The 21,275-nt window shown below is 65.7% G+C and carries 18 protein-coding genes; 12 read left to right on the top strand and 6 right to left on the bottom strand.

Annotated elements, in window-relative coordinates; translation table 11 throughout:
• The first annotated feature begins 57 nt into the window (after positions 1–57).
• From hscA to KW830_RS05330, 4 genes are all read left to right on the top strand, one after another.
• Positions 58–1,926, top strand: a complete 1,869-nt coding sequence (gene hscA, locus KW830_RS05345; RefSeq protein WP_066534408.1) for a Fe-S protein assembly chaperone HscA — start codon at positions 58–60, stop codon at positions 1,924–1,926.
• A gap of 11 nt (positions 1,927–1,937) precedes the next feature.
• The gene (gene fdx / locus KW830_RS05340; RefSeq protein ID WP_066534401.1) at positions 1,938–2,276 is read left to right on the top strand and encodes an ISC system 2Fe-2S type ferredoxin; all 339 of its coding nucleotides are present in this window, start codon (positions 1,938–1,940) and stop codon (positions 2,274–2,276) included.
• Position 2,277: 1 nt separating this feature from the next.
• A complete protein-coding gene (dnaQ, locus tag KW830_RS05335; protein WP_192333334.1) occupies positions 2,278–3,012 on the top strand; it encodes a DNA polymerase III subunit epsilon in 735 nt (244 codons plus the stop codon).
• A gap of 121 nt (positions 3,013–3,133) precedes the next feature.
• Positions 3,134–4,363, top strand: coding sequence for a PLP-dependent transferase (locus tag KW830_RS05330; protein ID WP_066534397.1), 1,230 nt, complete (start codon positions 3,134–3,136; stop codon positions 4,361–4,363).
• A 76-nt stretch (positions 4,364–4,439) separates the two neighbouring features.
• Here the strand turns inward: KW830_RS05330 and KW830_RS05325 are convergent, their stop codons facing one another.
• Positions 4,440–5,918: an amino acid permease gene (locus KW830_RS05325; RefSeq protein ID WP_066534394.1), complete on the bottom strand. Its 1,479-nt coding sequence runs from the start codon at positions 5,916–5,918 to the stop codon at positions 4,440–4,442.
• A gap of 380 nt (positions 5,919–6,298) precedes the next feature.
• On the opposite strand from KW830_RS05325, the gene KW830_RS05320 reads away from it, so the two are divergent.
• Both KW830_RS05320 and KW830_RS05315 read left to right on the top strand, forming a co-directional pair.
• Positions 6,299–7,198: a pirin family protein gene (locus KW830_RS05320; RefSeq protein ID WP_218332371.1), complete on the top strand. Its 900-nt coding sequence runs from the start codon at positions 6,299–6,301 to the stop codon at positions 7,196–7,198.
• A complete protein-coding gene (locus KW830_RS05315) occupies positions 7,195–7,710 on the top strand; it encodes a TIGR02281 family clan AA aspartic protease (protein ID WP_272970076.1) in 516 nt (171 codons plus the stop codon). Before KW830_RS05320 ends, KW830_RS05315 begins: the two co-directional genes overlap by 4 nt.
• A 249-nt stretch (positions 7,711–7,959) precedes the next feature.
• Here KW830_RS05315 and KW830_RS05310 read toward each other — a convergent pair whose 3' ends face one another.
• The 5 genes from KW830_RS05310 to KW830_RS05290 form a co-directional block, all read right to left on the bottom strand.
• Entirely contained in the window at positions 7,960–8,754 is a 795-nt protein-coding gene (locus KW830_RS05310; protein WP_066534390.1) for an ABC transporter ATP-binding protein, read from the bottom strand.
• Between the two features lie 31 nt (positions 8,755–8,785).
• Entirely contained in the window at positions 8,786–9,670 is an 885-nt protein-coding gene (locus KW830_RS05305; RefSeq protein ID WP_066534388.1) for an ABC transporter permease, read from the bottom strand.
• Between the two features lie 133 nt (positions 9,671–9,803).
• Positions 9,804–10,772 (bottom strand): ABC transporter substrate-binding protein, encoded by a 969-nt coding sequence (locus KW830_RS05300; protein ID WP_066534387.1) that lies wholly within the window; start codon positions 10,770–10,772, stop codon positions 9,804–9,806.
• A gap of 684 nt (positions 10,773–11,456) precedes the next feature.
• Positions 11,457–12,110, bottom strand: a complete 654-nt coding sequence (locus KW830_RS05295; protein ID WP_218332370.1) for a class I SAM-dependent methyltransferase — start codon at positions 12,108–12,110, stop codon at positions 11,457–11,459.
• Between the two features lie 136 nt (positions 12,111–12,246).
• Positions 12,247–13,953, bottom strand: coding sequence for an electron transfer flavoprotein-ubiquinone oxidoreductase (locus KW830_RS05290; protein ID WP_066534385.1), 1,707 nt, complete (start codon positions 13,951–13,953; stop codon positions 12,247–12,249).
• A gap of 467 nt (positions 13,954–14,420) precedes the next feature.
• Between KW830_RS05290 and KW830_RS05285 the strand changes: the two genes are divergently transcribed.
• From KW830_RS05285 to KW830_RS05260, 6 genes are all read left to right on the top strand, one after another.
• Complete coding sequence (locus tag KW830_RS05285) at positions 14,421–14,927, top strand: sigma-70 family RNA polymerase sigma factor (protein WP_218332369.1); 507 nt, start codon at positions 14,421–14,423, stop codon at positions 14,925–14,927.
• Positions 14,928–14,935: 8 nt separating this feature from the next.
• On the top strand, positions 14,936–15,907 hold the full coding sequence (locus KW830_RS05280; protein ID WP_370626088.1) for a FecR domain-containing protein: 972 nt from the start codon (positions 14,936–14,938) through the stop codon (positions 15,905–15,907).
• A 143-nt stretch (positions 15,908–16,050) separates the two neighbouring features.
• A complete protein-coding gene (locus tag KW830_RS05275) occupies positions 16,051–18,549 on the top strand; it encodes a TonB-dependent siderophore receptor (RefSeq protein WP_218332368.1) in 2,499 nt (832 codons plus the stop codon).
• Positions 18,550–18,851: 302 nt separating this feature from the next.
• Positions 18,852–19,151, top strand: a complete 300-nt coding sequence (locus tag KW830_RS05270; protein ID WP_218332367.1) for a hypothetical protein — start codon at positions 18,852–18,854, stop codon at positions 19,149–19,151.
• 1 nt (position 19,152) lies between these two features.
• Positions 19,153–20,862 (top strand): PepSY domain-containing protein, encoded by a 1,710-nt coding sequence (locus KW830_RS05265; protein WP_218332366.1) that lies wholly within the window; start codon positions 19,153–19,155, stop codon positions 20,860–20,862.
• On the top strand, positions 20,859–21,218 hold the full coding sequence (locus tag KW830_RS05260) for a DUF3325 domain-containing protein (protein ID WP_218332365.1): 360 nt from the start codon (positions 20,859–20,861) through the stop codon (positions 21,216–21,218). Before KW830_RS05265 ends, KW830_RS05260 begins: the two co-directional genes overlap by 4 nt.
• The last annotated feature ends 57 nt before the right edge of the window (positions 21,219–21,275 follow it).

Raw genomic sequence — 21,275 nt, 5'->3', positions numbered from 1 at the left:
CTCTGTGGGGCAAGGGGGCACGCCGTGCCTGCCTTCCCTTGTGATTGCGAAGAATCCATGGCGTTACTGCAAATTTCTGAACCCGGCCAGTCTCCTGATCCGCACCAGCGGCGCATTGCCGTGGGCATTGACCTGGGAACCACCCATTCGCTGGTGGCTTCGGTGCGCAATGGCGTGGCCGAATGCCTGCCGGATATGCAGGGTCGTGTGCTGCTGCCTTCGGTGGTGCGCTATGCGCCCGAAGGCAAACGCCAGATCGGTTATGAGGCCCGGGGCCATGAGGTGGAAGACGCTGCCAACACCATCGTGTCGGTCAAGCGCTTCATGGGCCGCGGCCTGGCGGACATCGCCAACGCCGCACAGCTGCCCTATGTGCTGGAGCAGCCCGAAGACCAGGGCATGGTGGCCCTGTCGACACGGGCAGGCCGCAAGAGCCCGGTGGAGATCAGTGCCGAGATACTGGCCACCTTGCGCTACCGTGCCGAAGACAGTTTTGACAACGATCTGTACGGCGCGGTGATCACCGTGCCGGCCTATTTTGACGATGCCCAGCGCCAGGCGACCAAGGATGCCGCCCAACTGGCAGGCATCAACCTGCTGCGCCTGATCAACGAACCCACGGCGGCGGCCATTGCCTATGGCCTGGACAATGCCAGCGAAGGCGTTTACGCCGTCTACGACCTGGGGGGCGGCACGTTCGACATTTCCGTGCTGCGTCTGACGCAAGGGGTGTTCGAGGTGATTGCCACCGGTGGCGATTCTGCCTTGGGCGGTGACGACTACGACGCTGCGCTGGTGCAGTGGGTGCTGGAACGTACCCCGGTGCAGCCCGCCCACGGCGAAGACCGTGCAGCCCTGCGTGTGGCAGCCCGGGCGTGCAAGGAAGCCCTGACAGACGCAGACAGCGCCGCATTTGCAGCCACGCTGTCGGGGGGGGCGCAGATCGCCTTGGAGGTGACACGCGCCGATTTCGATGCCGCCACTGCACACCTGACCAAGCGTTCGCTGGCCGCCGTGCGCCGCGCCTTGAAGGACGCGGAACTGGTGGTCGAGGATGTCCAGGGGGTGGTGATGGTGGGGGGCTCCACCCGCATGCCCCAGGTGCAGCAGGCGGTGGGCGCTTATTTCAACCAGACGCCGCTGACCAACCTGAATCCGGATGAGGTGGTGGCGCTGGGCGCCGCCATCCAGGCCAACCAGCTGGCAGGCAACAACAGTGCCGGCGATCTGCTACTGCTGGACGTGATTCCACTGTCGCTGGGGGTGGAAACCATGGGCGGGCTGGTGGAGCGCATCGTGGCGCGCAACGAAACCATTCCCTCGGCCCGTGCGCAGGACTTCACCACCTACAAGGATGGTCAGACCGCCATGGCCATCCATGTGGTGCAAGGGGAGCGCGATCTGGTGGCCGACTGCCGCAGCCTGGCGCGTTTCGAGCTGCGTGGCATTCCGCCGATGGCGGCCGGTGCGGCGCGCATCCGCGTGACGTTCACGGTGGATGCCGATGGTCTGCTGTCGGTCAGCGCCAAGGAACAGCTCAGTGGTGTGGAAGCGCACATCGACGTCAAGCCGTCCTACGGCCTGTCGGATGCCCAGGTGGCCCAGATGCTGCAGGATGGCTTCAACACTGCTCAGGAAGACATGAAGGCCCGTGCGCTGGTGGAAGCCCGCGTGGACGCCGACCGCATGCTGCTGGCCACGCACAGTGCGCTGGCCGCCGATGGCGATGTGCTCAGCGCTGCCCAGCGTGCCGAGATCGACCAGTTGATGGACGCTTTGAGCCAGGCCAAGGGCTCGGACGATGTGGCCGTGGTGGAAGCCGCCACGCAGGCGCTGGCCAAGGGCACGGAAGCCTTTGCCGCCGAGCGCATGAACCGTGGCATCCGCGAAGCCCTGGCTGGCAAGAACGTGCAATCCATTTCCTAAAATCTGACCCCATGCCTGTTATCAAAATTCTTCCCCATCCCGAATACTGTCCTCAAGGCGCCCAGGTGGAGGCGCCTGCCGGTACCTCCATCTGCGAAGCCCTGCTGGACAACGGCATCAAGATCGAGCATGCCTGCGACATGAGCTGCGCCTGCACCACCTGCCACGTGATCGTGCGTGCGGGTGGGGCGTCGCTGAATGAAGCCGAGGAGGAAGAGGAAGACCTGCTGGACCGCGCCTGGGGCCTGGAGCCACAATCACGCCTGTCCTGCCAGGCCATCCTGGCGCAGCAGGACGTGACGGTGGAGATTCCCAAGTACTCCATCAACCACGCCAAGGAAAACCACTGATATGTCACGGCTGATCGTTCTCGATACGGAAACCACGGGTCTGTCGGCCGTCGACGGCGACCGCATCGTGGAGCTGGGGTGCGTGGAGCTGGTGAACCGCAAGCTCACCGGCAACAACCTGCACCTGTACTTCAATCCCGAGCGCGACAGCCATGAGGAGGCCTTGCGCGTTCACGGCCTGACCACCGAGTTCCTGCGTGACAAGCCCAAGTTCGCCGAGAAGGCGCAGGACATCCTGGCCTATCTGCAGGACGCCGAGCTCATCATCCACAACGCGCCGTTCGACGTCGGTTTCCTGAACAAGGAGCTCGATCGCCTGGGGCTGAAGCCGCTCAAGAGCTATGTCAGCGCCGTCACCGACACGCTGGCGATGGCCAAGGAGCTGTTCCCCGGCAAGCGCAATTCGCTGGATGCGCTGTGCGACCGCCTGGAAGTGGACAACAGCGGACGCACCTTGCACGGCGCCTTGCTGGATGCGGAGTTGCTGGCCGACGTCTACATCAACATGACCCGCGGGCAGGATGCGCTGCTGATCATGGAAGACGAGGCCCCTTCGGCTTCCCAGGTGAATACAGAGCTTGGCAGCCAGCAGCGTGTGGACCTGTCCCGCATTGCGCTGCAGGTGCTGCGCGCCAATGAGCAGGAGCTGGCCAGCCATGAGGCGGTGCTGGCCGAGCTGGACAAGTCCAGCGACGGCAAGACCATCTGGCGCACTGCGGAGCAGGCCGCCGCCTGATGCACACTGCGGTGTGCTGCCCGCGCGGGGTAGCATGCCGTGCCGCCATCGGCGTCAAATACCGCTGCTGCGCGTAGGCGTTCGCGGCAAAGCGTCCCAGGCAGGCTAGGATGCGGGGCTTATGACCGATACCCGCTCCCGCGATCTCATCACCCAGATCGTTCACCACCCCTACGTTCCCCCGGCCGATTTTGTCGCCCCCCAGCCGCCGGTGCACAAAGGCTCCACGGTGCTGTTCCCCAATGTGGCGGCCATGCGCGAGCGCCGCTGGCTGGACAAGAGCAGCTACACCTACGGCCTGCACGGCACACCCACCACCTACCAGCTGGAAGAGCGCCTGTGCGCACTGGAAGGCGGCTTGCAGTGTCTGTTGGTGCCCAGCGGCCTGTCGGCGCTGACCACGGTGTCGCTCGCGTTGCTGAATGCTGGCGATGAAGTGCTGGTGCCTGACAACGCCTACGGTCCCAACAAGGATTTCACCGAGATCGAGCTCAAGCGCCTGGGCATAGCCCATGCGTTCTACGATGCCATGAACCTGGCCGATCTGGAGGCCAAGATCACGCCCGCCACCAAGCTGGTGTGGCTGGAAGCACCCGGCTCGGTGAGCATGGAATTTCCGGATCTGGCGGCCTTGGTGCGCCTGTGCCGCGAACGTGGCGTGAAGACGGTGCTGGACAACACCTGGGGTGCGGGCCTGGCCTTCCGGCCCTTCGACCTGCTGGCCGACGGCGGCAGCCTGGGGGTGGACATCACGGCCCATGCGCTGACCAAATACCCCAGCGGCGGAGGCGATGTGCTGATGGGCAGCATCATCACCCGCGATGCCAATCTGCACATGCGCATCAAGCTCACCCATATGCGTCTGGGCATTGGCATTGGTGCCAACGATGCGGAACTGCTGCTGCGCTCTCTGCCCAGCGTGGGTCTGCGTTACCAGGCCCACGATGTGGCGGCGCGCGATCTGGCGCGGTGGCTGGGCCAGCAGCCGGCCGTGGTGCAGGTGCTGCACCCGGCGCTGGAAGAGGCTCCGGGCCATGTGCACTGGAAGGCGCTGTGCGGAGCCGCCCACGGCGGCCAAGGTGCCGCAGCAGGCCTGTTCAGCGTGGTGATCGACCCCAAGTACGGGCAGGACGCCGTGGACCGTTTCTGCGACAGCCTGCAGCTTTTCAAGCTGGGTTACAGCTGGGGCGGCCCCATCAGTCTGGTGGTGCCCTATGACATCGAGCGCATGCGCAGCCAGCCGCATGCGCAGCTCAAGACCGGGACCGTCGTGCGCTTTTCGATCGGTCTGGAGCAGGTCGACGACCTGCGTGCCGACCTGGCGCAGGCGCTGTCTCAGGCGTTTGCCTGATTGCACTGAGCGTGCGCCGCAAAAAAAGCCGGGCATTCATTGCCCGGCTTTTTTGTGGTCGCTGTCCGTGCCGTGTTCAGCGGCTGCCGGAGAGGTCCATTTCTTCGTAGCGCACGATGCGGGTGCCTTTGGCCCATTTGTAGCCGAACCAGATCAGCAGAAACAGCGGCAGGCCGATGTAGGTGGCGATGACGCCGGTCCAGTCGATGCTGTCCTTGGTGAAGGCTTCGTAGTTCTGGCCCAGGGTGATGACCAGGCACAGCACAAAGGCAAAGATGGGGCCGAAGGGAAAGGCTGCTGCGCGGTAGGGCAGCTGGTCCAGCTGGTAGCCCTGTGCTTCGCAGCCTTTGCGGAAGCGGTAATGGCTGATGGCAATGCCCAGCCAGGCCACAAAACCGCACATGCCCGACAGGTTCAGCAGCCAGATGTAGACCGCTTGCGGGCTGAAGATATTGGTCAGAAAGCACAGCGCGGCGACCACGGTGGTGGCGACCAGGGCCATGATCGGCACACCGCGGGCATTGACGTGGGCAAACAAGCGGGGCGCCATGCCTTGCTGGGCCAGCGCATACAGCATGCGGGTGGAGGCATACATGCCCGAGTTGCCGGCCGACAGCACCGATGTCAGCACCACGGCATTCATCACGGCCGCGGCACCCAGCAGGCCGGCGCGTTCAAACACCAGGGTGAAGGGGCTGACGCTGATGTCGCCCACATCGTTCTTCAGCAGTTGCGGATCGGTATAGGGGATCAGCAGGCCGATGATCAGGATGGAGAACACATAGAACAGCAGGATCCGCCAGAACACCTTGCGCACGGCGCGGGGCACGTTCCTGGCCGGGTCTTCGGATTCGCCGGCGGCAATGCCGATCAGCTCCGTCCCCTGGAAGGAAAAGCCCACAATCATGGCCACACCGATCAGCGCGGCAAAACCGCCGGCGAACGGCGCATCTCCGGCGCTGAAGTTGGCGATATTGCCCCACAGGCCTTCGGGCGCACCGCCTTGCAGGATGCCCAGGATCATCAGCAGGCCCACCGCAATGAAGACCAGCACCGTGGTCACCTTGATGGCGGCAAACCAGAATTCCGACTCGCCGAAGCCCTTGGCCGACAGGGCGTTGAGCCCCACCATCAGGGCCAGAAACAGTGCGCTCCACAGCACGCCGTTGCTCTCCGGGAACCAGTAGGCCATCACCAGCTGGGCGGCCACCAGGTCCACGGCAATCGTCACGGCCCAGTTGTACCAGTAGTTCCAGCCCAGGGCGAAGCCAAAGCCTTCGTCCACATACTTGGCGCCATAGGTGGCGAACGAGCCGGAGACTGGCAGGTGCGAGGCCATCTCGCCCAGGCTGGTCATCAGGAAGTACACCATCAGACCGACGACCATATAGGCCAGCAGTGCGCCGCCTGGGCCTGCTTGCGAGATGGTGGCGCCCGAGGCGACAAACAGGCCGGTGCCGATGGAGCCGCCGATGGCAATCATCGACATATGGCGCGGCTTGAGGCTGCGGTGCAGCGCGGAAGGCTGGCCGGAAGAGGAGGAATCTGCTGCCATGGGTGATGCAGTCGTATCGTCAAAAAAAGCAAGATCCCAGGCGGTGGCCTGGTTGCCCGCACCAAAGACAAAGGCCGCAGACAATGCGGCCTTGAAAGCTGGAACGGGGGCGTTCGGAGTCAGATTGTGCGCGATGGGGTGCATCGCCGGAGACGATGGGGTTAATGACCCTACAGGCAGTTTAGAGCTGCTAATGCCCGTCGCGTGCGTGCTGCCTGGGGCCCGGGGCGTGGGCACAACGCAGCGCTGTGGGTGATCCTGCTGGTTGCGGGCCGTGCTCTGCGCCGGCCATGAACGTTACGGCCCCTGGATGGCTGCCGCAGGGACCCAAACGCGGTTTAATCGCTGCATTGGCAATGCCCCCTGGGCTGGAGTTTTGCATGACCGATCACACGGCTTTGGAGATTCAACGCATCGCACCCCGCAGCAGCGACCTGGGCGAAGGCCTGATGGTGGCGCGCACCTTGCCCAGCCGGGCACGCCGCATGGTGGGGGCCTGGTGCTTTCTGGACCATATCGGCCCGACGCATTTTGCGGACGGCCAGGGTCTGCACGTGGGAGCGCATCCGCACACGCGGCTGCAGACCTTCACCTGGATGATCGAGGGTGAAATCCTGCACCGCGACAGCCTGGGCAATGAGCAGGTGATCCGACCCGGACAGGTCAATCTGATGACGGCGGGCCATGGCATTTCCCATACGGAGGATTCGGCGCAGCCCGGTCAGCGTCTGCATGCGGCCCAGCTGTGGATTGCCTTGCCCGATGCGGTGGCCGAATGCCCGCCGAACTTTGCCCATTACCCGCATCTGCCCCAATGGAACGACGCCCAGGCGCCCGCGGTGCGTTGCGCGCTGATGGCCGGTCAGTACGCCGGCCATACTGCGCCCACGGCGGTGCATTCCCCGTTGCTGGGGCTGGAGTTGCGCAACACCGGCAGCACGCCGGTCACGGTGGCACTGGCATTGGCACCGGGTTTCGAGCATGGGCTGATGGCGCTGGAAGGCGGCTTCACTCTGGCAGGCCAGGACTTTGCCATGGACGAGCTGGCCTATGTGGCCCCCGGGCCTGACCAGGCTGCGCTGCAGCTGGCGCCGGGCGCGCGCGTGCTGCTGCTGGGCGGCACGCCGCTGGGCGAGGCCGTGACCATGTGGTGGAATTTTGTCGGTCCGGATCTGGCCAGTATCCGGGGTTACCGCGCCGAATGGGAAGCGGCCAGCCCGCGCTTTGGCAGTGTGCCCGGCGGGGAAGGGCGGCGCATTGCGGCCCCTGCCTTGCCGTGAGCCACCCTGACGCCACACAGCAGGGGGGACGCCGTGCCCTGTGGCGCACCCAGCTGGGCATGGCGCTGTTCTGGCTGGCGGCGCTGGGTGCGCTTTACCTGGCCATGGACCGCTGGCTGCAGCCCGCTGCGATCACCGTGCAGGCCGATGGCAGCGTGCAACTGCAGCGCCACCAGAACGGGCATTTCTATGCCGCTGGCCATGTCAATGGCCAGCCGGTGCAGTTCATGGTGGACACCGGCGCGACGGCGGTGGCCGTGACCGATGCCCTGGCCGAAGCCGCCGGGCTGCGCGGCGGGCGGTCCGCCACTTTTTCCACCGCCAACGGCGACCGGCAGGGCCGGCTGGTGCGTGCCGACACGGTGGCCGTGGGGCCGCTCACGGTGCACCAGCTGACCGTGGGCACGGGCTACACCGGTGCCACACCGCAGTCCGCGCTGCTGGGGCAGAATTTCCTGCGGCACTTCGACGTGCGCATGCAGGGCGATGTGATGGAGCTGCGCCCACGCTGAGCCCACATTGAGTCCACATTGAGTCCACATTGAGCCTGCGCTCGCCGTGCGGCGGCGCTGTGAGGCCTGGCCGAGGATGGGGCTGCAGGGGCTGGCGCCCGGCTGAATGCGGACCGTTGGCATCCATGCCCGTGGGGTCTGCGCGTGGGGGCGGACATGCCCGCGCCATCATCACCCACCCTGCCACTTGCCATTAGCGGCATGAAAAAGCAGCCCGCAGGCTGCTTGGGATGGGGCGCAGGGGACGGATCAGCCCAGCAGCAGGGCGTCGTCCGCCAGTTTTTCGCCGCGCACCTTCTCGAACATGTGCAGCAGATCGGGCACGTCCATCTGGGCGCGCTCTTCGCCGCTGACGTCCAGCACCACGTTGCCCTGGTGCAGCATCACGGTGCGCTCGCCCACGTCCAGAGCCTGGCGCATGCTGTGCGTCACCATCATGGTGGTCAGCTTGCTCTCGGCCACGATGCGGGCGGTGAGTTGCAGCACGAAGTCGGCGGTGCGGGGATCCAGTGCGGCAGTGTGTTCGTCCAGCAGCAGGATGCGCGAGGGCTGCAATGCCGCCATCAGCAGGCTCACGGCCTGGCGCTGGCCGCCCGAGAGCAGACCGATGCGGTCCGTGAGGCGGTTTTCCAGGCCCAGGCCCAGCGTGGCCAGGCGTTCGCGGTACAGCTCGCGGTTCTGGGCCTTGACGGCGCTGCTCAGGCCGCGCGATGTGCCGCGGCGGTGGGCCAGGGCCATGTTTTCTTCAATGGTGAGGTCCTCGCAGGTGCCGGCCATCGGATCCTGAAAGACGCGGGCCACCCGGTGGGCGCGGTCCCAGACAGGGCGGCGCGTCATGTCTTCGCCGGCAATGTGGATGCTGCCCTTGTCCACGCTCTGGTCGCCGGAGATGGCGTTCAGGAAGGTGGACTTGCCGGCCCCGTTGGAGCCGATGACGGTGACAAACTGGCCGTCCGGAATGTCCAGCGACAGGCCGCGCAGCGCGCGGGTTTCGATGGGCGTGCCGGGGTTGAAGGTGAGTTCGAGTTTTTTGGCGCTCAGCATGGGTTCACAACTTTCTTCAATGGTGGGCGCATCAGGGCTTGCGGCTCCACTTGCGCTTGAGCTGGGGAATCACCAGCGCCACGGTCACGAGCAGGGCGGTCACCAGGTTCAGATCCTGGGCCTTGAGGCCTATGAAGTCGCTGTTCAGCGCTGCTGCAATGAAGAAACGGTAGACGATGGCACCCACCACCACGGCCAGCGTGCACCAGACGATCTTGCGCGAAGGCAGGATGGATTCACCCACGATGACGGCGGCCAGGCCGATCACGATGGTGCCGATACCCATGGAGATATCGGAGCCGCCCTGGGTCTGTACGAACATGGCGCCGGCCAGGCCCACCAGGGCGTTCGAGATGGCCATGCCCAGCAGGATCATGCCGCCGGTGTTCACGCCCTGGGAGCGGGCCATGCGGGCGTTGGAGCCGGTGGCACGAATGGCCAGGCCGCGTTCGGTGGCGAAGAACCAGTCCAGTGCCAGCTTGGCCGCGACCACAATCGCCAGCAGCAGCAGCGGGCGGAAGATGTAGTCGTCAATGCCCTCGGGCTGGAGCATGTTGAAGATGGTGGGGTCGTTGATCAGCGGGATGTTGGGGCCGCCCATGACGCGCAGGTTCACGGAGTACAGCGCAATCATCATCAGGATGGAGGCCAGCAGGTCCATGATCTTCAGACGCACATTCAGCCAGCCGGTGATCAGCCCGGCCACGGCGCCGGCCGCGGTGGCGGCCAATGTGGCCAGCCAGGGATTGATGCCGGCGGCAATCAGCACGGCGCAGACCGCGCCACCCAGAGGGAAGCTGCCGTCCACGGTCAGGTCGGGAAAGCGCAGCAGGCGGAACGAAATGAAGACACCGAGCGCCACGAGGGCGAAGATCAGGCCGATTTCGATGGCGCCGAAAAATGAGAACAGGGACATGGACGGGGGCAGGCGCCGGGCGCCACACTTGGGGGGGAATGAACAAAGGCAGGGCCAAGTGTACTTGGCGCCTGCCTTGGGTCTGCCCGGCAAGGGCAGACAACACTCAGGGGATGGAAGGGCCCGAAAGGGCTTACTTCACCACCTCAGCGGCGGACTTCACCAGTTCGTCGCTCAGCTTGATGCCTTGCTTCTCGGCAGCGCCGGGGTTCACGAACAGTTCCATCTTGGTGCTGACTTCAGGCTTGATGGCGCCGGGCTTTTCACCCTTGAGGATGCGCACCACCATGCGGCCGGTCTGCTCGCCCAGATCGCGGTAGTTGATGCCATAGGCAGCCACAGCGCCGCGCTTGACGGAGTCGGTGTCCGAAGCCACCAGCGGGATCTTGGCGTCCTGGCCGACCTTGACCAGCGATTCGTAGGCCGACACCACGTTGTTGTCGGTGTTGGTGTAGATCACGTCCACTTTGCCGATCAGCGAACGGGCGGCGCTGCCCACGTCCACGGAACGGGGGGCGGCGGCTTCCACCAGGGTCAGGCCCAGGGTGGGCAGCAGCTTCTGCAGTTCCTTGACCACGACCACCGAGTTGGCTTCGCCGGGGTTGTAGACCATGCCGATGCGCTTGGCGTTCGGTGCGACCTTCTTGACCAGCTCCATCTGCTTGTCCAGGGCCAGCAGGTCGGACACGCCGGTCACGTTGGTCTTGGACGGTTCCCAGCTGGGCACCAGCTTGGCGGCCACGGGGTCGGTCACGGCGGAGAACACCACGGGCACGGTCTTGCTGGCGGCGACCACGGCCTGGGCCGAGGGGGTGGCGATGGCGACGATGGCATCGGGCTTGTCACCCACGAACTTGCGGGCGATCTGGGCGGCGGTGCCGGTGTTGCCCTGGGCGCTTTGGTACTGCCACTTCAGGCTCTTGCCTTCTTCGTAGCCGGCGGCCTTCAGCGCGTCCTTGACGCCGTCACGCACGGCGTCCAGGGCCGGGTGTTCGACGATGGCAGTCACCGCCACGGACTTTTGCTCGGCCGCTTGTGCGGGGGCGATGGCAGCGATGGCCAGTGCCATTGCACCCAGCGGTGCCCAGGTCAGATGCTTCATGTAGCTATCTCCAGCTTTTGTTGGTTTGGAATGCCTGCTGTGTTTGCGAGAAGGGGCTGCGCAGGACCTTGCTGCTCCTCGGCGGGCAAGTCTAAAGCACGACCGTGCCTAATGGAGTGCGGCGAAACACTGGTTTGTGACGCTTTTCTGACGGCGTGCAGTTTTCCTGCAGGCCACGCTGCGGGTTTGCACTTAGATACAAGGGCTGCGCAAAAAAACACACGAAAAAATGCCCGTGCAGCCATATCTATGCTGTGTCAGAAGCTATGGTTTTTTCTGGTGCAGCCCGGGGTGTGCGGTGCACCAATCTGCTGCAATTTCCCGCAGTTCACGCACTCTTTGATGCCAGGCGCAGCGCGCGTGAGCGATGGTGGTGCGCGCGGAGCCGACCGCTGCTGGAGAAGATGGTCGCCGTGTCCGCCCCGGCTTTTTTGCACTCAGACAAATGAGACGCTGACTTTCACTGCTTGCTGGTGGGCAAATACCAGTCACCCCATCAGCAAAGGCCGCAGGGCATGCGCAGAGAAACAGGCATGGAACGGTGGCCTTTGCTGATGCGCCGCCTGTCCATCCGGGACTTGATGGCAGGCAGCATATTGTGTAAATGGCGTTCGGGGGCATGGAGTTCCCCGGGCGCGATGATAAACGGCCGCCATGGGCTGGCCGCCGCAGCCGTGCGCCGCTTCAGCGGTGCAGCTCGTATTCCAGCGCCCAGAAGTAGTCCCAGACATGGTGTTGACTGCGGTAGGCCCAGGGGGCCACGGCGGCCAGCAACTGCTCGCGGCTGGGGAAGTTCTTCAGCACCCGGTGCACCGATCCATCGGCCAGCGGGCGCAGCTGGTAGCTGTTGCCGGCTGCGTCGCGCTCGGCAATCGGGGTGCTGCTGCCGGGCACATACCGGTTGTCCATGAAGACTACGCGCGCGCCGGGTTGCAGCACCGCGTGCAGGCTCTGCAAAAAGGCGGGAATGCGCTCCAGCGGAATGTGCGACCACCAGAAACCGGCCAAGGCCGCCTCAAAGGGCAGGCCGCTGGCATCGTGCGCGGGTGGCTGGTAGGCATCGCCGATCTGCAGCTGCACCTGCGGAAAGCGTGCCGCTGGCATGCGCGTGCGGGCGATCTGCAGGGTCTCGGTGGCGCTGTCGATGCCCAGCACACGGGTGGCGTGGGGCGCGTAGAACGGTGTCCAGTAACCGGTGCCGCAGGCGATCTCCAGCACCGAGCGGCCGCTGAACACGCCGGGCAGCCAGGCTTCCATCTGGCGCAGATCGGCCTGGCGCTCAGGCTTGCGGTAGATCTGGTCGTATTCGCCGGCGCGGGCGGCGTAGTAGTCCTGCATGCCTTCCTCCTTCTGGTTGATTCTGGTGCATCCCTCCCGCACGCGCCACCCAGCGTGTTGCGTTGCGGTGGATGCCTGATTTCGGGCGAAAAAAAGGCCTGCAGAGCAGGCCGGGTGTGCACAGAGTGCCTGGGGTTTACATCCCCGAGTAGTTGGGGCCGCCGCCGCCTTCGGGCGTGACCCAGACGATGTTCTGTGTCGGGTCCTTGATGTCGCAGGTCTTGCAGTGCACGCAGTTCTGGGCGTTGATCTGCAGGCGCTGGGCATCGCCGCCCTTGTCGGTGTCGGCCACGAATTCGTAGACGCCGGCCGGGCAGTAGCGCGCCTCGGGGCCGGCAAACTTGGCCAGGTTGACGTTGACGGGCACCGAAGCGTCCTTGAGCGTCAGGTGGGCGGGCTGGTCTTCGCTGTGGTTGGTGTTGCTGATGAACACGCTGGACAGGCGGTCAAACGTCAGCTTGCCATCGGGCTTGGGATAGTCGATGGGGGTGCACTCTGCCGCGGGCTTCAGGTACACGTGGTCGGGCTTGTCGCGGTGCAGTGTCCAGGGGATGTTGCCCTTGAGGACGAACTGCTCCAGGCCGTTCATGATGGTGGCGGTGGACAGGCCCTTCTTGAACCAGGTCTTGAAGTTGCGGGCCTTCCACAGTTCGTCGTACAGCCAGCTGTTTTCGAAAGCGGTTTCGTAGGCGCTCAGCACATCGCCCTGGCGGCCGGCGGTCACGGCGTCATAGATGGCGTCGGCCGCCATCATGCCGGTCTTGATCGCGGCGTGGCTGCCCTTGATGCGGGACACGTTCAGGAAGCCGGCGTCGCAGCCCACCAGCGCGCCGCCGGGGAACACGAACTTGGGCAGGCTCAGAATGCCGCCGGCCGTGATGGCGCGGGCGCCGTAGGAAATGCGCTTGGCCGGCTTGATGCCCTTGGCCTCATCGCCTTCCAGGTAGTAGCGGATGTTGGGATGGGTCTTCCAGCGCTGCATCTCCTCGAACGGAGACAGGTAGGGGTTGGCATAGTCCAGACCCACCACATAGCCCAGCGTGACCAAGTTGTCTTCCAGGTGGTAGAGGAAACCGCCACCGTAGGTCTTGTTGTCCATGGGCCAGCCGCCGGTGTGCAGCACCATGCCGGCCTGGTGGCGGGCAGGGTCGATTTCCCACAGTTCCTTGATGCCGATACCGTAGGTTTGCGGGTCCTTGTCGGCGTCCAGCTGGTACTTGGCAATCAGTTGCTTGCCCAGGTGGCCGCGTGCGCCTTCGGCGAACACGGTGTACTTGCCGTGCAGCTCCATGCCCAGCTGGAATTCACCGGTGGGCTCGCCATCCTTGCCCACGCCCATGTTGCCGGTGGCCACGCCCTTGATGGAGCCGTCTTCGTTGAACAGCACTTCGGCCGCGGCAAAGCCCGGGAAGATTTCCACGCCCAGGGCCTCGGCCTGGTCGGCCAGCCACTTGCTGAAGAAGCCCAGGCGCACGATGTAGTTGCCTTCGTTGTGGAAGCACTGGGGCAGCAGGAAGTTGGGGGTGCGCAGCGAGCCCTTTTCGCTCAGGAACACCATGGCGTCGGTGGTGACGGGCTGGTTCAGCGGTGCGCCTTTTTCCTTCCAGTCGGGGATCAGCTCGTTCAGCGCCTTGGGGTCCATGATGGCGCCGGACAGCGTGTGCGCGCCGGGTTCGGAGCCTTTTTCCAGCACCACGACAGAAATGTCCTGGCCTTTTTCGGCGGCCAGCTGCTTGAGGCGGATGGCGGTCGACAGGCCTGCAGGGCCGCCGCCGACCACCACCACGTCGTATTCCATGGCCTCGCGTGGTCCGTACTGGGCCAAGATTTCTTCGTTTGTCATCGGGGTGTCTCGCTTATAAATAGTGAAAATCCGGAGGGCCTGAAGCCGCTGCTGCAGCGCCGCAAATTGCGGCTGATTCTATGCGTGCTGAAGGCATCTCCCAATAACTTGCGCGGCACTTACGGGGAGTCAACCCTGAAATATGACGGCTTGTCGGCATTTTTCTGACACCTTGGTGACGCATGGCGGTGGCCGCCTTGCCGCATTGCGAGGGGTTGCCTGCGCAGGATGCGAAGGTGGCGGGCCGGGGCAGGGGTTGTCCGCCGGCTGGCCCAGGGCATGCTGCCATAGGACAAGACAGTGCCATGCGCGGTGTCCAAAGCCGCACCGCACACCGTGCCGCACGCCGTGGCAGGTTTCCCCACAAAGAACGGGGAAGGCGAAGACCATCCATTGTGGGCAGTGACTGCAATAGAATGAATAAGAACCATTCTTGTTTGATTTGCAGCGGACCGACCGGCTCCTATATGCCTTCCAGCCTCCCACCTTCTTCGCGGGACATCGCCACCCTGTATCTGGACCACCACAGCTGGTTGCTGGCCTGGCTGCGCCGGAGGCTGTCGAACGCCTGCGACGCCGCGGATCTGACCCAGGACACTTTTGTGCGCATCCTGGGAGCCAGGGAGGTGGCTGCGATCGAGACGCCGCGTGCCTACCTGACGACCGTGGCCAAGGGCGTGCTGGTGAACTGGTACCGGCGCCAGGCACTGGAGCAGGCGTACCTGGAAGCCCTGGCGCTGCTGCCCGAGCCACAGGCCCCTTCACCCGAGCAACGCGCGCTGGTGCTGGAGACGCTGCAGGAGATCGATGCCATGCTGGACACGCTGGCGCCCGTGGTGCGCCGCACCTTCCTGCTGTCGCAGCTGGAGGGTATGAAATACGAAGACATTGCCCTGCAGCTGGGGGTGTCGCTGACCAGCGTCAAACGCTATATGGCCCAGGCGTTCCGCCAATGCCTGCAACTGGTGGAGTGAACAGGTTCATGGCCGGTGATGCAATGGATGCGCGCATTCTGGACGAGGCGGCCGATTGGCTGGTGCTGTGGCACGACCAGGGAATGACGGAGGCGGAATGCGCGGACTTCGAGCGCTGGCGCGCCCGCAGTCCCGCCCACCGCCAGGCGTGGGCCCGCGCAGAGCTGCTGATGGGGCGGCTGGGTGATCTGCCCCGTGACTGGGCCATGCCGGTTCTGGACCGCCCGGTACGCCATGCCCGCCCTTCACGCCGTCAGGTGGTGGCCAAACTGGCAGCCTTGCTGGCCGTGGCACCAACGGCCTGGCTGGGCTGGCAATGGGCGGGGGAGCAGGGCTGGACGGCCGATGTGCGCACCGCCACGGGCGAGCAGCGCCGCCTGACCCTGGCCGATGGCAGCCAGCTGCTGCTGGATACCCATAGCGCCGTGGACATTGTGTTTGATGGCCTCCAGCGTACGGTGCATCTGCGCACAGGGGCGATTGCGGTGGAAACCGCGCCGGACGCCAACGGCCTGCAGCGTCCTTTTGCTGTGCACATTGCTCTGGGACGGCTGCGGGCACTGGGGACACGTTTCACGGTGCGCCAGGAAGATGCGGTGGTGCACCTGGCGGTGACCGAGGGCGCGGTGGAGGTCACGCTGCACGGAGAGACGGCACCCCGCACCGTGGTGCCGGCGGGACAGCAGACGGTGCTGACGAAGCAGGGCGTCAGCGCACTGGCGCCGGTGTCGGTGCAGCAGCAGTCCTGGGTGCACGGCATGTTGATGGCCGATGCCATGGCGTTGAGCGATGTCTGCGCCGAGCTGTCACGCTACCGCAGCGGCATTTTGCAATGCGCGCCGGAGGTGGCGGGCCTGCGGGTGTCCGGAGCCTATCCACTGACGGATACCGACCGTGCGCTGGCCATGCTGCAAGCAACGTACCCCATCCAGGCGCACCAGCGCTGGCGTGGGCACTGGGTCACGCTGCTGGCGCGTTAGGGCGCGCGGCTTGCAGGGCTGCAGCGGCCTGCACGCCCTGGACAAAAAAATCTGCCCGTCCCCTGAGACTTTTTTTCGGCTCGCTTGTCAAGGGAAGTGAAACCGCTTTTTGCCCTTCACTTTTTTGCCAAGGACCGCTTTTCATGCCCGCATTTCAGGCTTCACGCCCTGTCTTCCACCCTGTTGCCCACGCCGTACGGCTGGTCTTGCTGGGCTGTGCCCTGGCGGCCGGTGCGGCCCATGCGGCGGACCCCGTGCCTGCAACCACGCCCATGGCTGCCCAGAGCTACCAGATCCCTGCAGGCCCGCTGGGCCGTGCACTGGCCGAGGTGGCCGCAGCCGCGGGTGTGGCGCTGTCTTTTGACCCGGCATTGACCCAGGGACTGAGCAGTCCGGGCGTGGCGGGCAGTTTCACGCCCCAGGCGGCTTTGCAGCGCCTGCTGGCGGGTAGCGGCCTGGAGCTGGTGCCGCGCCCTGGCGGCAGCTATACCCTGCAAAAACAGCCGCAGCCGAGCAGCCGCAACCAGGAGGGGGCCACGCTGGCCGAAGTGCGCGTGACGGCGAATGCCGAGCCCAGGGACGCCACGGAAGGCACCGGCAGCTACACCGCCCGGCGGATGCGTACCGCCACGCCCCTGGCGCTGTCACCGCGCGAGACCCCGCAGGCGGTGTCCGTGGTTACCAGCCAGCAGATTGAAGACCGGGGGCTGGTGTCGCTGGCCGACGCCGTGCAGGCCACCCCCGGCCTGACGGTGAGCAAGTGGGGCGGCGAGCGCTACCGTTTTTCCTCGCGCGGCTTCCAGATCAACAACCTGATGGTCGACGGCTTGCCCATGGAATATGAGGAGGCGGCGCTGTCCACAGGCGCGCTGTCCATGTACGACCGCCTGGAAGTCATGCGCGGCGCGGCCGGCCTGAGCGAGGGGGCGGGAACGCCGGGCGGCTCCATCAACCTGGTGCGCAAGCGCCCGACACGCGAATTCCAGGGTTCGGCCACGGTCAGTGCCGGCAGCTGGGACGATTACACCGGTTCGGTGGACCTGGGGGGGCCGTTGAACGAAGCCGGCACGTTGCGCGGGCGTGCCGTGGTCAGCCGCCAGGACCGGCATTCCTTCATTGATGACTACCAGAACCGGCGCACCCTGGCCTACGGCATTCTGGAAGCGGATCTGGCACCTTCCACCACCGTGAGCCTGGGCGCTTCGTACAGCAACGAGGACAATCCCGGGGTGGACTGGAACGGTCTGGGCACCATGCCCGACGGCAGCTTTCTGCCGATCCGGCGTTCCACGCGCATGAGCCCCAGCTGGTCTTTCTGGGACAAGCGAAGCACCACGGTGTTTGCCGATGTGGAGCACCGCCTGGGCAACGGCTGGAAGGCCAAGTTCGTGGCATCGGCCATCGACAGCGAGATGCACATGCTGGGGACCTATCTGCGTTCGGCCACCATCGATGCCGGCGGCCAGCCGCTGTTCAGCCTGGGTGGTGGCGGTTACGACTACGAGCGCACACAGCGCAGCTTCGATGGCCAGCTCTCGGGCGTGGTCACCGCCTGGGGCCGCAGCCACGATGTGGTGGTGGGCGCCAGCCACCGCCGCAGCCGCTGGGACGATGTGGGCGGTGGCGCCACCATCGACGGCAGTTTCACCCTGGCGACCTTCAATCCGCTGAACTGGGACCCGCGCAGCGTGCCCCTGCCCACGGTGGGTGCGTACGGCCTGTGGCGGCGCAAGGCCGACATGGAGCAGACCAGCGTCTACGGCATGACCCGCCTGGCCGTGACCGATGCGACCAAGCTGATCGTGGGATCGCGCCTGGACTGGTATGAGCGCAACCAGGTGCAGTTCGACGGCGACTATCCCTATGGAGAAACGCACCAGAAGGCCAGCCACAAGTTCACGCCGTATGCCGGGGTGGTGCATGCGCTGAGCCCGACCCATGCCGTGTATGGCAGCTGGACACGCATCTTCAATCCGCAAAGCTACAACACGGCCGATGGCGGCACGCTGGCGCCCGAGCAGGGCCGCAATCTGGAACTGGGGATCAAGGGCGAATACCTGGACGGCCGCCTGAACGCCAGCGCGGCGCTGTTCCAGATCGATCTGGAAAACCTGCCCGACGCGCTGCCCAGCTCCGCATGCACGGGACAGCTGACCACCTGCTACCAGCCTGCGGGCAAGGTGCGCAGCCGGGGTGTGGAGTTCGAGGTGGCGGGCGAGCTGGCGCGTGGCTGGCAGATGTCTGCCAGCTATACCTATGCTTCGGCCAAGCGGGTGGCCGCCGCCTCGGGCTACGACCCCACGGGAAGCTACAGCGTCGGGTCACGCTATGCCACCAATATGCCGCGCTATCTGTTCAAGCTGGCCACGAGCTACCAGCTGTCGGGGGCGTTGCACCGTTGGAAGGTTGGTGGTTCGGTCCATGTGCAGGACAGCATCTCCAGCACCTGGAATGTGCGCCAGGGAGGCTATGCCCTGGTCGGCCTGCACGCGGCTTATGCACTCAGCCGCCAGCTGGACCTGAGCCTGAATGTCAACAACCTGTTCGACCGCAGCTATTACTCGGGCATTGGTGCGGACAACGGGCCGAACTTCTTTGGCGACCCGCGCAATGTGATGCTGACGGCACGCTACCGCTTCTGAGCGCGCTGGCTGCGCCGCAGGATCACCTGCTGTGGGTGGTTCTCGGTACTTTGCTGGTTTCAGCAGCCGATGGGGCGTGCGGGCATTCCCTGGGCAGGATGGGGCGGTAAGCGCCTGCGCGGCAGGGGGCGTTGCCGGTTCCGGCGCCAGCGGGCCAGCGCGCAGGGGCCAGGCCCGTCCCGGACAACCCCCTTGGCCCGAATAAGATGGCCCTTTTTTCGATCTCGCGTGTCATAGCCTGAGAAGGGGGTATTTGCGCCCCCGTTTTTTCTGTCTGTTTCTCGCTGAGGGATTGTTGCGCCATGTCGCTTGCTTTGACCGCCCGTCCGGGCTTTTCCATGCTGTCGCGCGTGCTGGCCGCCGCGCTGGGGGGCTATGCCGTAGCCAGTGCCGTCGCCGTGCTGTTGGCTGCGGTTTTGCCCGTGGCGCGCGCGGAAGCGGTGCTGGCAGGCATGCAGTGGAGTTTTGTGGTCTATGTGGTGGCGGCGATCTGGGCGTTCTCGCCCGTGTCGCTAGCCCGTGTCTGGGGTGTGCTGCTGGCCACCGTGGCACTGCTGGTGCTGGTCAGCTGGGTCTGCGCCCGTGCCGGGACAGGGGGCTGAGATGGCCAAATCACCTTCTACCAGCGGCGTGGGTCGTGGCAGCTTTCGCCAGGCCCAGGCCTGGCTGCACACCTGGTGCGGGCTGTGGGTGTCATGGCTGCTGTTCGCGGTGTTTCTGACCGGCACGCTGGCCGTGTTCGAGGAGCCGATCACCCACTGGATGACCCCAGAGCACCATGCCGAGGACGCCGCGCAGGCGGCGGATCCGGCGGCTGAAGCCGGGGGCAACCTGTCCCAGCGCCTGGCCTGGGGGCTGGCCTATATGGAACAGCACCATCCCGACGCGGAGATGTGGGAACTGTGGCCGGCCGATGCCGAGGGCGCAGGGCGCCTGACCGTGTACTGGTTCGATGCCGCGCGTGCTTATGCAGAGGCCAGGCTGAACCCTGCCACCGGGGAGCCGCTGGGTGCCGTCGCGCGCACGGCCCGTGACACCCTGGGCGGGCACCATTTTGTGGACTTCCATTACCAGCTGCACGCTGGCAGGGCGGGGCTGTGGGCCGTGGGCATTGCGGCCATGGTGATGCTGGTGGCGCTGGTCAGCGGGGTCATCACGCACCGGCGCATTTTTCAGGATTTCTTCACCTTTCGCCCCCGCAAGGGCCAGCGCAGCTGGCTGGATGCGCACAACGCCACAGGCGTGCTGACGCTGCCGTTCCAACTGATGATTGCCTATACCGGGATCGTGATTTCGGGTCTGAGCTTCATGCCGGCCGGCGTGGTGACCTTCTACGGGGCGGGCAGTGAGGGGGTGCGGGCGCACATGGCGGCGCTGGAGGAGGGGGGCAAGCCCCCACGTTCCGGCCAGGCCATGGCGGTGCCCGATCTGGAGCCGTTTGCCCTGCGCGGCCAGCAACTGATGGGCCAGCCGGTGCGGGCCGTGGTGATCAGCCATCCGGGCGATGCCGCAGCGCGCATTGGCGTGTATGGCTGGAACCAGGAGGACAGCATGCGCCAGCGCCTGAGTGCCACCAGCGGCATGGTGATGTTCTCGGCCGCGACGGGCGAGGTGCTGCAGGTGCGGCTGCCCGGTGGGGTGGACGGTGGCGGTGCTTCGCTGGCGCAGTCGGTGCTGGGCGGCCTGCACCGGGTGGAGTTTGGGGGGCTGGCGCTCAAGTGGCTGTACTTTCTGTGTGGCCTGGCGGGCAGCGCCATGGTGGCCACCGGCGCCGTGCTGTTCATGGTCAAGCGCCGTACCAAGCTCCTGGGCGAGTTTGGCCGCGCCACCGCCCGCGTGTATGGGCTGATTGAAAGCCTGAATGTGGCGGCCATTGCCGGGCTGGCGCTGGCCTGCATCGGCTACCTATGGGCGAACCGGCTGGTGCCCGTGGAGCTGGCCCACCGCCATGACTGGGAACTGGCCACCTTCTTTGGCCTGTGGCTGCTGGCGCTGGTGCACGCGCTGTACCGCCCGCCCGCCAGGGCCTGGAACGAGCAATTGGGCGCGCTGGCCGCGCTGTGTCTGCTGCTGCCGCTGCTGAACTGGATGACGGTGGGCGACCAGCTGTGGGCCCAGTTCCTGCGCGCCGACTGGGAAAGCATGGGCGTGGAGCTGGTGGCACTGGCCTGTGGTGGTGTGGCCCTGCTGGCACTGCGCAGGCGCACCCAGCACCGGCCGGTCGCCACAACGCGCAAGGCGGCAGGGGGAGGCGTTGCCGCGGCTGGCGTGTCCGTACCTGCATCGGCTACCCGTGCCAAGGAGGCCGCATGAATACCGGACTGGCTTTTCTTCTGTCCTGGGCGCTTGCGCTGGCCGGCATGGCGGCACTGGCGCTGGCGATCGACCGCCACCACGAGCAGCTCCACGGCGACGGAGAGTTGTCCCGCCGGCGTGCCGTGCTGCTGCAGGTGGCGGGGGTGTTGCTGCTGGCAGCTGCCGTGGTGCCTTGTGTGCAAGCCTGGGGCGGCACGGTGGGGACGGTGGCCTGGTTGGGCTGCCTGTCAGTCGGCGCTTTGACGGTGGCCTGGGGGCTGAGCGTGTCCCCGCGCACCGTGGCTTGGCTGGCCCTGTTGGCGGCACCTGTGGCGCTGGCGGTGTGGCTCGGGTGCGGTGGGCGGGCGGCGTGAAGGTGTCAACGCGTAAAAAGCTGCAGCCAGGGCCGCAGCGGTGGCTATACCGTCTGT

Source organism: Comamonas sp. CMM03 (genome assembly GCF_019218715.1).
In the GTDB taxonomy this organism is placed as follows: domain Bacteria; phylum Pseudomonadota; class Gammaproteobacteria; order Burkholderiales; family Burkholderiaceae_C; genus Comamonas; species Comamonas terrigena.
This window is presented reverse-complemented; position numbering and strand designations above follow the sequence as displayed.

What these genes read in the sequence shown, in the direction of transcription:
- KW830_RS05305 (WP_066534388.1), bottom strand. Translation starts at nt 9,670, where the DNA reads ATGTCCCTGTTCTCATTTTTCGGCGCCATCGAAATCGGCCTGATCTTC.
- KW830_RS05325 (WP_066534394.1), bottom strand. Translation starts at nt 5,918, where the DNA reads ATGGCAGCAGATTCCTCCTCTTCCGGCCAGCCTTCCGCGCTGCACCGC.
- fdx (WP_066534401.1), top strand. Translation starts at nt 1,938, where the DNA reads ATGCCTGTTATCAAAATTCTTCCCCATCCCGAATACTGTCCTCAAGGC.
- dnaQ (WP_192333334.1), top strand. Translation starts at nt 2,278, where the DNA reads ATGTCACGGCTGATCGTTCTCGATACGGAAACCACGGGTCTGTCGGCC.
- KW830_RS05270 (WP_218332367.1), top strand. Translation starts at nt 18,852, where the DNA reads ATGTCGCTTGCTTTGACCGCCCGTCCGGGCTTTTCCATGCTGTCGCGC.
- KW830_RS05285 (WP_218332369.1), top strand. Translation starts at nt 14,421, where the DNA reads ATGCCTTCCAGCCTCCCACCTTCTTCGCGGGACATCGCCACCCTGTAT.
- KW830_RS05275 (WP_218332368.1), top strand. Translation starts at nt 16,051, where the DNA reads ATGCCCGCATTTCAGGCTTCACGCCCTGTCTTCCACCCTGTTGCCCAC.
- KW830_RS05280 (WP_370626088.1), top strand. Translation starts at nt 14,936, where the DNA reads ATGGCCGGTGATGCAATGGATGCGCGCATTCTGGACGAGGCGGCCGAT.
- KW830_RS05295 (WP_218332370.1), bottom strand. Translation starts at nt 12,110, where the DNA reads ATGCAGGACTACTACGCCGCCCGCGCCGGCGAATACGACCAGATCTAC.
- KW830_RS05320 (WP_218332371.1), top strand. Translation starts at nt 6,299, where the DNA reads ATGACCGATCACACGGCTTTGGAGATTCAACGCATCGCACCCCGCAGC.
- KW830_RS05260 (WP_218332365.1), top strand. Translation starts at nt 20,859, where the DNA reads ATGAATACCGGACTGGCTTTTCTTCTGTCCTGGGCGCTTGCGCTGGCC.
- KW830_RS05290 (WP_066534385.1), bottom strand. Translation starts at nt 13,953, where the DNA reads ATGACAAACGAAGAAATCTTGGCCCAGTACGGACCACGCGAGGCCATG.
- hscA (WP_066534408.1), top strand. Translation starts at nt 58, where the DNA reads ATGGCGTTACTGCAAATTTCTGAACCCGGCCAGTCTCCTGATCCGCAC.
- KW830_RS05265 (WP_218332366.1), top strand. Translation starts at nt 19,153, where the DNA reads ATGGCCAAATCACCTTCTACCAGCGGCGTGGGTCGTGGCAGCTTTCGC.
- KW830_RS05310 (WP_066534390.1), bottom strand. Translation starts at nt 8,754, where the DNA reads ATGCTGAGCGCCAAAAAACTCGAACTCACCTTCAACCCCGGCACGCCC.
- KW830_RS05300 (WP_066534387.1), bottom strand. Translation starts at nt 10,772, where the DNA reads ATGAAGCATCTGACCTGGGCACCGCTGGGTGCAATGGCACTGGCCATC.
- KW830_RS05330 (WP_066534397.1), top strand. Translation starts at nt 3,134, where the DNA reads ATGACCGATACCCGCTCCCGCGATCTCATCACCCAGATCGTTCACCAC.